This is a genomic window from Streptomyces sp. TSRI0281 (assembly GCF_001905125.1).
Lineage (GTDB): Bacteria > Actinomycetota > Actinomycetes > Streptomycetales > Streptomycetaceae > Streptomyces.
The window spans coordinates 334,019-346,521 of sequence record NZ_LWLE01000035.1 but is presented as its reverse complement, the minus strand read 5'-3'; the positions used below and the strand labels follow the sequence as shown (position 1 = coordinate 346,521).

Genomic DNA, 12,503 nt, shown 5'->3' with positions numbered 1-12,503 from the left:
CCCCTTCCCGGCTCCGTCCTGACCCCGGTCCCGGCGGGCGCCGCCCCTCGCGCCGTTCTTCCGGCGCCCGGCGCCGCCGGGGCCCCGCACCCCGTGCCACCTGCGCATGTCCCCGGACAAGTTGGGACTGAACGGTGACATTCGCGGGGGAGTCCACCCGCCTCCGGTGTGATTATCTTGCGCCGAGCACGCATATGCAGCGTGCGGGGGTGCGGGCCGGGCGGTGCCAGGCCGTGCGAGGGGAGACGACCACATTGAACGGGCAGCCGATATCGGGGGCATCGGCCGGGGCGAGCAGGGGTAGGCGCGGGCGCGGGGGCCCGGGACTCCTGGCCCTGGTGCTGGGTGCGCTGCTGTTGCTGGTGACGGCATGCGGCGGGAACGCCGACGCGGGGGGCAAGGCGGGCGGCGGCTCGAAGGCGGAGGACACCAGCGCCTCCGAAGCGGTGGTGACCGTCGCACCGAAGGACGGCGCCGACTCCGTGTCCACCAGCGGGGCGCTGAAGGTCTCGGCCGCGCAGGGCAAGCTGACCACCGTGAAGGTGGCCGACCCCAAGGGCAACGCGGTCGAGGGCAAGATCGCGGCCGACGGTGCGAGCTGGGCACCGGAGCGGCATCTGGCCGCGGCCACCAAGTACACGGTGCACGCGGTCGCCAAGGACGGCGAGGGCCGTGAGTCGGCGAAGGACACCACGTTCACCACGCTGGTTCCGCAGAACACCTTCATCGGCCAGTACACGCCGGAGGACGGTTCGACCGTCGGCGTCGGCATGCCGGTCTCGATCCACTTCACCCGGGGCATCACCGACCCGGACGCCGTGAAGAACGCGATCAAGGTGACGTCGGAGCCGGCCGTCGAGATCGCGGGCCACTGGTTCGGCAACGACCGTCTCGACTTCCGCCCGGAGAAGTACTGGGCCGCGGGCACCAAGGTGACCGTGGAGCTGAACCTCGACGGCGTCGAGGGAAGGCCGGGCGTCTACGGCAAGCAGACCAGGACGGTGAAGTTCACCATCGGCCGCAGCCAGGTCTCCACGGTGGACGCGAGCACGCACCGGATGAAGGTGGTCCGGGACGGCGAGCAGATCAAGGACATCCCGATCTCCGCGGGCGCCCCGGCGACGACCACGTACAACGGGCAGATGGTCATCAGCGAGAAGCTCAAGGTGACCCGGATGAACGGCGACACGGTCGGCTTCGGCGGTGAGTACGACATCAAGGACGTGCCGCACGCGATGCGGCTGTCCACGTCGGGCACCTTCCTCCACGGCAACTACTGGGGCTCCTCGGGCATCTTCGGCACGACCAACACCAGCCACGGCTGTGTCGGTCTGCGTGATGTGCGCGGCGGCTACGACGGCCAGACCCCGGCCGCGTGGTTCTTCAACAAGTCGCTCATCGGCGACGTGGTGATCGTGAAGAACTCCAAGGACAAGACGATCGCTCCGGACAACGGCCTCAACGGCTGGAACATGGACTGGTCGGAGTGGACCAAGTAGGTCCCCGTCACGAAGAGCGTGGAGCGGGCCCGGTGCTGTGACCAACAGCACCGGGCCGGCTCCCGTTAGCCACGGTTAACCTGCTCCCCATGACCGTAACCCTCGAAGTACGCGACAACGTCGGCACGATCCGGCTGGACCGGCCGCCGATGAACGCCCTGGACATCGCCGTCCAGGACCGGCTGCGCGAGCTGGCCGACGAGGTGGCCCGGCGCGACGACGTGCGCGCCGTCATCCTCTACGGCGGTGAGAAGGTGTTCGCGGCGGGCGCGGACATCAAGGAGATGCAGCGGATGGACCACCCGGCGATGATCGTCCGGTCCAAGGCGCTCCAGGACTCCTTCACCGCCGTGGCCCGCATCCCCAAGCCCGTCGTCGCCGCCGTCACCGGCTACGCGCTCGGCGGCGGCTGCGAGCTGGCGCTCTGCGCCGACTTCCGGGTCGCGGCGGACAACGCCAAGCTCGGCCAGCCCGAGATCCTGCTCGGCCTGATCCCGGGCGCCGGCGGCACCCAGCGTCTGGCGCGGCTGGTCGGTCCGTCCAAGGCCAAGGACCTCATCTTCACCGGTCGTCAGGTGAAGGCGGACGAGGCCCTGGCGATGGGACTGGTGGACCGTGTGGTGCCCGCCGCCGAGGTGTACGAGCAGGCGCACGCCTGGGCCACCCGGCTGGCGAAGGGGCCCGCGCTGGCGCTGCGCGCCGCGAAGGAGGCGGTGGACGGCGGACTGGAGACGGACATCGACACCGGGCTCACGATCGAGCGGAATTGGTTCGCAGGTCTGTTCGCCACGGAGGACCGTGAGCGCGGTATGCGCAGTTTTGTGGAGGAGGGTCCGGGCAAGGCCAAGTTCCTCTGACCGAACGCCAGTTGGGTACGCGAGGACGACGGTTCATTCGTGCGAGCGGATTATCCGGGCCTTAAGGCAGCCTTAAGGCCCGGATGCCCTCGGTCGCGGTGTTTCCCGGTCGGGGGTGCGTTCTCCCAGCTCAGAGGGGTTGTGTGCGGCGTCGTCTTGCCTGTGGCATATGCCAATACGCCCTTCCGGAATGATGTGTTCCGGGGGGCGGATTCCCTCGGAACGGCCCCGGAAGCCGCTCGGTGCGGCCATGATGGTGGACATGGCGGGCCTGGAGGGTGTGGAACAGCCGCGACCGTGCAGCAACGCGGCCGCGGCACGCTTGACGTCGACCTTTGAGGACGAACAGGCGTTCAAGGCGCTGGAGTTGTTCGGAAATCCGACCGAGGGTGAGGTCCGGCTGCCCTCGCGTCCGGAGTCCGCGGCCACCGCCCGCCGGCTCACTTCCTGTGTGGTGCTGCGTCAGTGGGCGCTCTCGCCGCAGACCGCCGAGTACGCGGTGCTGCTCGTCTCGGAGCTCGTCGGCAACGCGGTACGGCACACCGGCGCCCGGGTCTTCGGGCTGCGGATGCTGCGCCGCCGCGGCTGGATCCGGATCGAGGTGCGTGACCCCTCGCGCGGGCTGCCCTGTCTGATGCCCGTGCGCGAGATGGATGTCAGTGGGCGCGGCCTCTTCCTGGTCGACAAGCTCTCCGACCGCTGGGGGGTGGATCTGCTGCCGCGCGGCAAGACCACCTGGTTCGAGATGCGGATCTCCGACCGCTGACACACAGAAGCCCCCGGTCGGCCGTGGTGCGGCGCTGCGGGGGCCTCTGTGGGAGGCCGTGAAATGGGGGGTGTTCTCACGGCCGCTTGTGACGACCTGGCCCGGGTCAATGGGGGTCGTGCCACCGACTATGGCAGACGGGCGACCCCGGCGCCAAAGTCGCATTTCTCTTTATTTTCGACATAACCGGACAATTCCTAGGTGAATCGTAGGTGTGCTGGGTCACTCGCCTGGCATTCAGTGAATCCTTATGGCATCCGATGAATGATTCATAGACCATTCAGTGGGTCGTTCAATCGGTATATTTCGCATATCTCGCCTCTACTGTGATGCGGGGATCCGCCGTCCTGCCGGACACCGGATCCGTCACGCCGATCCCGCGAGGTGGACGTGCATGAACGGTCGCGAAACACCGGTGCGCCGCCGGGAAGCCCTGTGCGCGGGCGCCGGGGCGCTCACCGCGGCAGCGCTCGCCGCAGGCTGCGCGGACGGCGGGGGCACCGCATCCCGCACGCCCGCCGCCCACACCGCCGCCCACCCCTCCGTCACTCCCGCCCGCCCCGCCGCGAGCCCGGCGAAGAACGCGCGGAACGCCGCGGCCCCCGCACCCCGCCGCTTCCCGGGGCAGCCGGTCCAGGTGGGCCACGGCCCCCGCGACCGGGCCCGCGTCGCCCTCACCTTCCACGGGCAGGGTGACCCCGCCGTCGCCGAGTCCGTACTCGCCGCGGCCGAACGGGCCGGGGCCCGGCTCACCGTGCTCGCCGTCGGCAGCTGGCTCGACGAGCACCCCGGCATGGCCCGCCGCATCCTCGACAGGGGCCATGACCTCGGCAACCACACTCAGCACCACCTCGACATCAACACGATGGGCGAGAGCGAGGCGTATGCGGAGATCACCGCCTGCGCCCGGCGCCTGCACCGGCTGACCGGGTCCATCGGCACCTGGTTCCGGCCCTCGCGCGCCCAGTACGCCACCCCGCTCGTCCAGCGGCTCGCCCGTCGGGCCGGCTACCCGCACGTCCTCTCGTACGACGTGGACTCCCTCGACTTCACCTCGCCCGGCGTCCCGGCCGTCACCCGCAAGGTCGCCGGGGAGATCCGCAACGGGTCCGTGGTGAGCCTGCACTTCGGTTACGCGGACACCGTCGCCGCGCTGCCGCTCCTCCTCACCGAAATCGACCGGCGCCGACTGCGCGCGGTGACCACCACGGAGCTGTTGACCTGATGCCTCCCTTCACCCGCACTACCACCACCACTGCCGCCACCGCCCTGCTCGGGGGCCTCCTCGTCGCCGCGCTCGCCGCCTGCGGCACCCCCGCGGACCGGGAGAGCCCCCGGGCGCGGAGCACCGAAGCCGCCGCGCCCGCCGAACCGGTCCGCGCCGCGGCCCCGCCCTCGCTGCCCGGCATGCCGCCCGTGCTCGACCCGAAGGACGTCTACGCGGCCGACCGGGCGGGCAGGCTGGCCCCGGCCGTCAAGAACTTCCCGTCCCGCGTGTACGTCCCCAACACCAGCTCCCACACGGTGTCGGTGATCGACCCGAAGACGTACAAGGTCATCGAGACCATCCCGGTCGGCAACCAGCCGCAGCACGTGGTGCCGTCCTGGGACATGAAGACGCTCTGGGTCAACAACGACCTCGGCGACAGCCTCACCGCCATCGACCCGGCCACCGGGAAGGCCGGCCGGACCGTCGAGGTCTCCGACCCGTACAACCTCTACTTCACCCCGAACGGCAAGTACGCCGTCGTCATGGCCTCGATGGACCGCGAGCTGGTCTTCCGGGACCCGCGGACCATGGACCGGGTCAAGACGGTCCCGGTGACCTGCGCGGGCGTCAATCACGCCGACTTCTCGGCGGACGGCCGGTACTTCATCGTCTCCTGCGAGTTCTCCGGCGAACTCCTCAAGGTCGACACGGAGAAGATGAAGGTCGTCGGTCAGCAGAGGCTGCCGCTGAAGGGCGCGATGCCGCAGGACGTCAAGCTCTCCCCGGACGGGAAGACCTTCTACATCGCCGACATGATGGCGCACGGCATGTGGGTGCTGGACGGGCTGAAGTTCACCGCCCCGAAGCTGCTGCCCACCGGCAAGGGCTGCCACGGGCTCTATGTCAGCCGCGACTCCAAGGAGATGTACATCTCCAACCGGGGCGAGGGTTCCGTCTCCGTCTTCGACTTCGCGCGGAACGCACTGACGAAGAAGTGGCATCTGCCGGACGGCGGCAGCCCCGACATGGGCGGCGTCTCCGCCGACGGCAAGGTGCTGTGGCTGTCGGGGCGTTACGACGCCGAGGTGTACGCGATCGACACCACCAGCGGCAAGCAGCTCGCCCGTATCCCGGTCGGCAGCGGGCCGCACGGCCTCGCCGTGTACCCGCAGCCGGGCCGCTACTCGCTCGGCCACACCGGCATCTTCCGCTGAGCCGGCCCGGCACCGGCGACCGCCGCCGCGACCCGGCCGCCGCACGGGCCGCCGGGACGGCCCGATAATCTGACCCCGACAGTTGGCATGACGAAGGGGCGGAACAGTGGCGGACATCGAGTCGGCGCGCAAGGCATTCGAGCGGTTCGACCAGGACGGCGACGGCCGGATAACGGCGACCGAGTACAAGAGCGCCATGGCGCAGCTGGGTGACCCCTACGTCACCGAGACGGTGGCGCAGGCGGTCATCAACTCCCACGACACGAACGGTGACGGCCGGCTCAGCTTCGACGAGTTCTGGGCAGCGCAGAACAAGGGCTGACCGCAGGGGAACCCCCGGCCGGACCGGTCGGGGGGCCGTTGTGACCTCCCCGATGAGCCCTTCGGGTGAACTTCGGGCATTCCCATGGACAGTGAGCGGTTTGCTGTGTGTATGTCCACCGGCAAGGATCGGGCCGTGATGCTCCCCGGTCCGCCCACCGAATCCGCCGAACCTGCCGAACCCGCTGTGCCCGCCGCACCCGTCGGACCCGATGACGCCGCGCCGGATCGCCGCCGGATCGCCGTGCCCGTGCTGCTCGCCGCGCTCGCGGCCGGGGCGCTGGCCGTCCTGGTCGCCCTGGCCGGCCCCGGATTCATGGCACGCGACACCGGAGAGCTGCGCATACCCGGCGCCGGACCCACCACCCTGCTCCGCACCGTCCTGTTCGCCGCGCTCGCCCTCCACCTCGGCGAACTCGCCGCGACGGGCCTGATCAGACCGGTCCGCGGCCGGCCCGGGACCGCCGTGCGCGGCTGGTCCGTGCACGCCTCGCTGGCGGGAGCCGCCGCGGCCGCCGGGCAGATCGTCGTGCTGGCCACCGTCAGCGACCTCGGGATCTCCGAGACCTACGGCACCCGTGAGGGCGGCCTGCTCCTCCTCGTCGCCAACGGCCTGGTACTCGCCGCGGGATGCGCCGCGAGCAGGCGCCCCCGGCTGGCCCTCGCCCCGCTCGCCGTCGTCATCGGCGCCGAGGCGCTGCGGGCGCACCCGGAGGCGTACAGCCCGGTGGCCGGTGCCGCGCTCACCGTCGTCCACCTGACCGCCGCGTCGCTGTGGACCGGCGGCCTGCTGTACGTCCTGCGCACCATGTGGCTCTGGCGGGACTTTCCGGTCGCGGCCCGCGCCCTCCTCGGCCGGTACGCGCGCCTCGCCGTCTGGTTGTACGTCGCGCTCGCGGTGACCGGCACGCTCAGCGGGCTGCGCAGACTGCCGGTGGACGTGGTGTTCACCTCCGCCTACGGGCGCACCCTGCTGGTCAAGCTGGCGCTCATGGTGGTGGTGAGCGCGCTGGCGGTGGCGGCCCGGCGGCGGCTGTCCCGGGACGCCGACCCGGCCGTCGCCCACCGGATCGCCCGCCGGGAACAGGCCGTACTGGCCCTGGTCGTCCTGGTCTCGGCGGTCCTGACCGTCGTCCCCGACCCGCACTGGCTCAGCACGCGCTAGCTCTCTTGACCACGAGCGTTGTCAACAGGGCCGGAGACCGGGTCCCTACCGGGGCCAGCCGCTCAGCTCGTCGTCGCGCGGGGCCAGGACCACCGCGGGCGCGCCGGGGCCGAAGCCCATCACCGGCCGGGTCGCGTCCCAGGACGGCCAGCCCGGGTCGCCGGAGACGGCGAACCGCACCCACGCGCCGTGCATCGCGTCCGCCAGTTCCTGCGGGGCGTCCGGGCCGGTCAGGGCCACCGTGTCGGGGTGGGCCAGGGTGTCGAAGACGAAGCCGATCTCCAGGGCGTGACAGGCGCCGAGCCGCCGCACGGGGGAGGGCCAGCCGAACTCGTAGAAATACGTGGCCCCGGCCGCGTCCGTGCGGGCGTCGGCCAGCCGGTTGAGCGGGACCCGCAGCAACAGGTCCGTGGCGATCGCGCCCAGCAGCTCGCCCGGTGTGGCACCCGGCCGGTTGGCCCGGTACGGGCGCGCCATGGCGGCGGACACCCTGAACTTCAGCAGAGCGAGGCGGAGCTTGATCTTCCCCAGCTTCTCGACCAGGCCGCTGGGGACGAACCAGAGCCGGTACTCCTCACTGTTCGTCCCCATCAGCAGGTCGACGTCGGACGCGGCGCCGTCGCGCAGCGCCTCGGCCGGATCGCGGGGCAGCAGATCGCCGTCCACCACTATCTGGAAGGAGTTCCCACCGGTCAGCGGCGATCCGCCGCCCGTCACCTCGGTCTGCGCGGCGAGCAGCGCCGCCGGGTCCGCGGCGGCCAGCGCGGCGGCCGTCGCGGGGAGGCCCATCCGCTTCGCGATCCGCTCGGTCGTGCCGCGCCCGGTCTCCACGGAGAGCGCGGTGGGCGCCCCGCTCTGGAGCACCGCCCGCCGGAACAGCCCCGCCGCCCTCGGCGCGGCCAGCAGCGCTCCGATGCTGATCGCGCCCGCCGACTCACCGGCCACCGTCACCCGGTGCGGATCGCCGCCGAACGCCGCGATGTTGTCCCGCACCCACTCCAGCGCCGCGAGCTGGTCCAGCAGCCCCCGGTTGGCGGGCGCGTCCGGGAACACCCCGAAGCCCTCCATCCCCAGGCGGTAGTTGACCGAGACGAGCACCACCCCGTCGCGGGCGAACGCCGCCCCGTCGTACACCGGCACGGCGGAGGAGCCGTGCAGCAGCGAACCGCCGTGGATCCAGACCAGGACGGGCAGTCCGGCCGGGCCGGTCGACGGAGTCCACACATTGAGGTTGAGACAGTCCTCGCCCGCCACCTCCGGGTCCGGCAGCAACTCGTCCAGCGGCGGGGCGTAGGGGCGCTTGGGCGCCGTCGGGCCGTACGCGACGGCCTCCCGGACGCCCTGCCACGGCTCCGGCGGCTCCGGCGCCCGGAAGCGGCGCGCGCCCACCGGCGGCGCCGCGTACGGGATGCCCCGGAAGACCGCCACACCGTGCTCCAGCGTGCCGCGGACGGCGCCGTGGGCGGTGGCCGCCTGCGGGGGTATCTCCACCTGGGTCTCGGACATGGTGCGCATCAGCCCTTTCGCAAGTCGATGGACGAGGTGCCGTACGGATGGTGGGTGAGGGAGCCGTCGGGGTGCAGCACCTCGACCGGAACCGGTGATTCGATACGTACCCGTTCCGGCGTCGCGTCGACCTGGACCAGGCCCCCGGGGGTGGGCACCGCCCCGCGCGCCCAGGAGAGCCCGCCGAGCCGAGGGGCGACGCGTACCCGCAGGTAGCCGGGCTCGGCCGGGGTGACGCCGAGCGTGTGCACCAGCAGATCACGGCTGGGGGTGGCCGACCATCCGTGGCAGTACGAACCGCCCTCCCAGCACTCGCGGAACGCCGAGCCGCCGCTCTCCAGCAGGGCCGTCCAGTCGTGGCAGAGCCCCTCGATCCGGTCGGCCGCGCCGAGCAGCGCGAGCGCGTCGTGCACGACGTACCGGAAGAACGGCTGGGCGCCCACGACGAGGCTCTCGGTGTCCCAGTCGGGCCCCTCCCGGTCGGACACCGGATCGGACGTCAGCGGACCGCCGGCGTCGCTGCCCCGGTGCCGCATCGGTGACCGGGTGAACATCGCCGCCCGGTCCAGCAGCAACTCCCGTACAGCGCCCAGGCGTTGATCCGGTACGAGGTGGCCGCAGACGGCCGCCGCGTGGGTGTGCTCGCTGACCGACGTACCGAGCCGCCCGCCGTCCAGGTTGTCGCGGTACGCGCCCCGGTCCGCGTCCCAGAACGCCTCGAAGCCGGTGACCACCCCCTGGTGGGCCTCGCGCGCCCAGCGGGCCCGCCCCGCGTCGCCCAGCCAGTCGGCCATCTCCGCGAAGTCCGCGAGACCCCGCGCCCACAGGGCGTTGAGCGCCGCGCTCGCCCCGGTCACCTGCACCGGCGACCAGTCGATCAGCACCCAGCCGCTCACCCGGTGCAGCAGCCCGTCGGGGCGGCGGAAGGGCAGGAACCAGCGCAGCACACCCTCCGCCGTCGCCAGCAGCCGCGCCACCAGCTCACGGTCTCCCGTGCAGCGGTACAGCTGGTGCACCGAGCGCACCCAGTGCAGGGACCAGTCGGGGATCGTCGGGATCGGGTCGCGGGCGAAGTCCCCGGCCGCGACCATCCGCAACATGCCGTCCGAGCGGGGCTGCGCGGCCAGCTGCGGACTCCAGCGGGCCAGGCTCCAGTCGGGATTGGTGACCAGGTCGACCGCCTGGTGCACCACCGAGTCGCCCGTCCAGGCCCGCTGCTCGCGGGTCGGGCAGTCCAGATACGCGTCCTGCGCCGTGAGGTCCACGGTGCGCAGGCCCACCCGGTGGATCTCGTTCAGCTCGGCGTCGTCGCAGCTGAAGTACGGTCCGGCGGGGCGCGGGCGCAGCCGCTCACGCACCTGGACCGGACCCAGCCGGAGGCTGCCGGTACCCGTCGCGACCAGCAGGGCGTACCGCCCGCCGACCGGGTCGGACGTCTCGAAGGTGTCCTCGTGGCCCCGGGCGATGTAGTGGAAGGTATTGGCGGCGTCGAGGGCGGCGGCCGTGGGCAGCTCGACCAGGGCCCCGGAGATCTCGGTGCCGGACTCCGCCGTGCAGGAGAAGCGCAGATGGCCCGCGACGACGCGGCCGAAGTCGACGAGCAGGAGCACGGGCGCCGCGCCCAGCGGGTGCGTGGCGTCGGCCGTGGCGGGGGCGGCGTCCCCGGTGGCCCGGAGCGCCTCGGCGAGCGCCTGCCGCGGGTCCGGCGGCAGCGGGCCCGGCAGCGGAGCGGTACGCAGGGACTCGGCGCCCCGGACCGTGTCGGTGAGCGGCGGCAGCGGCCGGGGCAGCAGCGCGCCGTACGGCTCCGAGTCCGGCCGGGTGCCGCCCTTCGGGCCCACCACGGCCCGGGTGGACAGCACCCGGGCGGGCCGGTCCGGCGTCGGGCCGCCCGGTACGGCCCGCGTCCATGCCGGGTCCAGCAGCCGGGCGTCCAGCGACTCCGGGGTCTGGGTGACCAGCTGGGAGTGCGGGCGCTGCGGCGTCCATGCCCCGGCCGGACGGCAGGACCAGGAGGAGTCCGTGGCGATCCACCGGTCCTCGGTCAGCCGCAGCTCGGCCACCAGAGCTCCGCCGCCCAGCTCGAACGTCCACGGCGACGGCTCCCACCACGGCACCGCGTGTCCGTAGTGGCGCACGAGCACCGCGATCGAGTTCCGGCCGGGGAGCAGCAGCGGTGCCGCGTCCCCGGTGTCGTAGTGCAGCATCCGGGGCCCGTGCCGGACGGGGCCGCGTGCCGCCTCGACGCCATTGATGTACAGCACGTGCCGGGAGTCCGACGTGATGCGGTACGGCGCCGAGGCGGGGACCCGCGACAGCTCGAAGTCGCGCCGGAACATCATCCGCCGGTCGTACACCTCCGGGTCCGGCGCCCCGAGCATCGACCCCGGGCCCGGCGGGGTGATGCCCCGCTCCTCGCCCCAGATCCACTGCCCGTGCCAGTCGCCCCACGTCGGGTCACTCATCGTCGCTCGTCCCTTGTGCCGAGGCGGTCGCGCGCCGTGCGGTCAGTTCCTCCGTGATCGTCACCGAGACCCGGCGGGTGATCGGGTAGGCCAGGAACACCCCGCCGCCGATCAGGATGAGCGCGAGGGGCACCCCCGCCTGCGCGTACCGGATGCCGTCCATCGCCCGCTGGGTCTGGTCCGCCCCCGGGACATAGCCGAACAGCCCCAGGCAGTACGCGGTCGCCGCCCCGCCGAGACCGCCACCGGCCTTCGCCGCGAACGAGGCCAGCGAGGCCAGGGCTCCTTCGGCGCGATGTCCGTGCCGCCACTCCACGTAATCCGTCAGCTCGGCCAGGAGCACGTAGTTGAGCGTCACGGCAGCCCCGATGCCGAACCCGGCCACGGCCAGGCAGCACATGAGGGCGGGCACCGTGTCGTACGGCATGAAGAACAGCGTGGCGTTGCCGGCCGCGGCCACGGTCAGCGCCCCGGCGTAGACCGGCTTCCCGCCGATCCGGGCGGCCAGTGCGGGGGCCAGGACGCTGCCGCCGGCCATCGGCACCATCATCACCAGGGCGGCCACCGTCACCAGGCCCTTGTCGCCCACGTTGTAGAGGAAGTAGAACGGCATCGTGGCCAGCGTCGCCGCGCTCGCCGCCGACGTCGACACCTTGGCCGTCAGCAGCACGCCCGCCGCCCGGCCGCCGGAGAAGATCCGCAGCAGGTCGCGCGGCCCGTACTTGTCGGTGCGGGTGGGCCGCACCCGCTCCCGTACCCCCAGCGCGGCCGTGGTCGTGCAGACGACCGCCAGCACGGCGACGGCGGCGCAGAACAGCATCCAGCCGGTGCGCTCCGAGGAGAACATCCCCACCACGGGCAGGGTCACCGCGATGACGAGCATCCCGCCGAAGAGATACGTGAACCCCTTGATGGCGGCCAGCGAGCCGCGCTGCTTCTGGTCCGATGTCATCACCGGCAGAAGCGAGTTGAGCGGGATGTCCATCATCGGGAACGCGATGCCCCACAGCAGATAGACGATCCAGGCGACGACGAGCGGGCCGGGCAGCAGCGCGGGCGCCAGGAACAGCGCCGCGAAGCTGAGCCCGCCCAGCACCCCGCCGATCAGCAGATACGTACGGAATCGGCCGCGCCCGGTGGCGGGCAGATGGTCCACCGCATAGCCGACGAAGGGGTCGACGAGGCTGTCGATGATCCGTACGACGAGCAGCAGCGTGCCGACGGCTGCGGCGGCGATGCCGAGCACATCGGTGAGATAGAGCAGCAGGAACGAGCTGATCGTGGTGGACAGCAGGATGTTGCCGAAGTTGCCCGCGAAGAAGCTCAACTTCTCTTTGACCGAGGGGCGTTGTGAGGCGGCCGGTGGCGCCGGGGCGGTCGTGGGAGGTCTGACGGGGACGGGGACGGTCATGGCGGTGCGTTCCTCCGGGGGAGCGGCACGGGGGTGGGGGCGGCCCGGACGCGGTGCGGTCAGGTGGTTCGGGGGTGACGGTGGTGGTC

Annotated in this window: 10 protein-coding genes; 7 read left to right on the top strand and 3 right to left on the bottom strand. The window is 72.1% G+C overall.

Annotated elements, in window-relative coordinates; translation table 11 throughout:
- The first annotated feature begins 254 nt into the window (after nt 1-254).
- From A6A29_RS36170 to A6A29_RS36140, 7 genes are all read left to right on the top strand, one after another.
- A complete protein-coding gene (locus tag A6A29_RS36170; RefSeq protein ID WP_073727107.1) occupies nt 255-1,499 on the top strand; it encodes a L,D-transpeptidase in 1,245 nt (414 codons plus the stop codon).
- Nucleotides 1,500-1,588: 89 nt separating this feature from the next.
- Nucleotides 1,589-2,356, top strand: a complete 768-nt coding sequence (locus A6A29_RS36165) for an enoyl-CoA hydratase/isomerase family protein (protein WP_073727105.1) — start codon at nt 1,589-1,591, stop codon at nt 2,354-2,356.
- 250 nt (nt 2,357-2,606) lie between these two features.
- On the top strand, nt 2,607-3,122 hold the full coding sequence (locus tag A6A29_RS36160; RefSeq protein WP_073727103.1) for an ATP-binding protein: 516 nt from the start codon (nt 2,607-2,609) through the stop codon (nt 3,120-3,122).
- 394 nt (nt 3,123-3,516) lie between these two features.
- Complete coding sequence (locus A6A29_RS36155; RefSeq protein ID WP_073727101.1) at nt 3,517-4,347, top strand: polysaccharide deacetylase family protein; 831 nt, start codon at nt 3,517-3,519, stop codon at nt 4,345-4,347.
- Entirely contained in the window at nt 4,347-5,546 is a 1,200-nt protein-coding gene (locus tag A6A29_RS36150) for a YncE family protein (protein WP_073727099.1), read from the top strand. The genes A6A29_RS36155 and A6A29_RS36150 overlap by 1 nt, the downstream gene beginning before the upstream one ends.
- Before the next feature lie 106 nt (nt 5,547-5,652).
- Nucleotides 5,653-5,868 (top strand): EF-hand domain-containing protein, encoded by a 216-nt coding sequence (locus A6A29_RS36145; protein ID WP_073727097.1) that lies wholly within the window; start codon nt 5,653-5,655, stop codon nt 5,866-5,868.
- A gap of 138 nt (nt 5,869-6,006) precedes the next feature.
- The gene (locus A6A29_RS36140) at nt 6,007-7,032 is read left to right on the top strand and encodes a CopD family protein (RefSeq protein ID WP_073727397.1); all 1,026 of its coding nucleotides are present in this window, start codon (nt 6,007-6,009) and stop codon (nt 7,030-7,032) included.
- Nucleotides 7,033-7,077: 45 nt separating this feature from the next.
- Here the strand turns inward: A6A29_RS36140 and A6A29_RS36135 are convergent, their stop codons facing one another.
- From A6A29_RS36135 to A6A29_RS36125, 3 genes are read right to left on the bottom strand one after another with little or no spacing between them, the layout of a single operon-like run.
- On the bottom strand, nt 7,078-8,538 hold the full coding sequence (locus A6A29_RS36135) for a carboxylesterase/lipase family protein (protein WP_073727395.1): 1,461 nt from the start codon (nt 8,536-8,538) through the stop codon (nt 7,078-7,080).
- Nucleotides 8,539-8,546: 8 nt separating this feature from the next.
- The gene (locus A6A29_RS36130) at nt 8,547-11,003 is read right to left on the bottom strand and encodes an alpha-L-rhamnosidase-related protein (RefSeq protein ID WP_073727095.1); all 2,457 of its coding nucleotides are present in this window, start codon (nt 11,001-11,003) and stop codon (nt 8,547-8,549) included.
- Nucleotides 10,996-12,414 (bottom strand): MFS transporter, encoded by a 1,419-nt coding sequence (locus tag A6A29_RS36125; protein ID WP_073727093.1) that lies wholly within the window; start codon nt 12,412-12,414, stop codon nt 10,996-10,998. The genes A6A29_RS36130 and A6A29_RS36125 overlap by 8 nt, the downstream gene beginning before the upstream one ends.
- Nucleotides 12,415-12,503 lie beyond the last annotated feature (89 nt).

What these genes read in the sequence shown, in the direction of transcription:
- A6A29_RS36165 (WP_073727105.1), top strand. Translation starts at nt 1,589, where the DNA reads ATGACCGTAACCCTCGAAGTACGCGACAACGTCGGCACGATCCGGCTG.
- A6A29_RS36125 (WP_073727093.1), bottom strand. Translation starts at nt 12,414, where the DNA reads ATGACCGTCCCCGTCCCCGTCAGACCTCCCACGACCGCCCCGGCGCCA.
- A6A29_RS36140 (WP_073727397.1), top strand. Translation starts at nt 6,007, where the DNA reads ATGCTCCCCGGTCCGCCCACCGAATCCGCCGAACCTGCCGAACCCGCT.
- A6A29_RS36160 (WP_073727103.1), top strand. Translation starts at nt 2,607, where the DNA reads ATGATGGTGGACATGGCGGGCCTGGAGGGTGTGGAACAGCCGCGACCG.
- A6A29_RS36155 (WP_073727101.1), top strand. Translation starts at nt 3,517, where the DNA reads ATGAACGGTCGCGAAACACCGGTGCGCCGCCGGGAAGCCCTGTGCGCG.
- A6A29_RS36135 (WP_073727395.1), bottom strand. Translation starts at nt 8,538, where the DNA reads ATGTCCGAGACCCAGGTGGAGATACCCCCGCAGGCGGCCACCGCCCAC.
- A6A29_RS36130 (WP_073727095.1), bottom strand. Translation starts at nt 11,003, where the DNA reads ATGAGTGACCCGACGTGGGGCGACTGGCACGGGCAGTGGATCTGGGGC.
- A6A29_RS36150 (WP_073727099.1), top strand. Translation starts at nt 4,347, where the DNA reads ATGCCTCCCTTCACCCGCACTACCACCACCACTGCCGCCACCGCCCTG.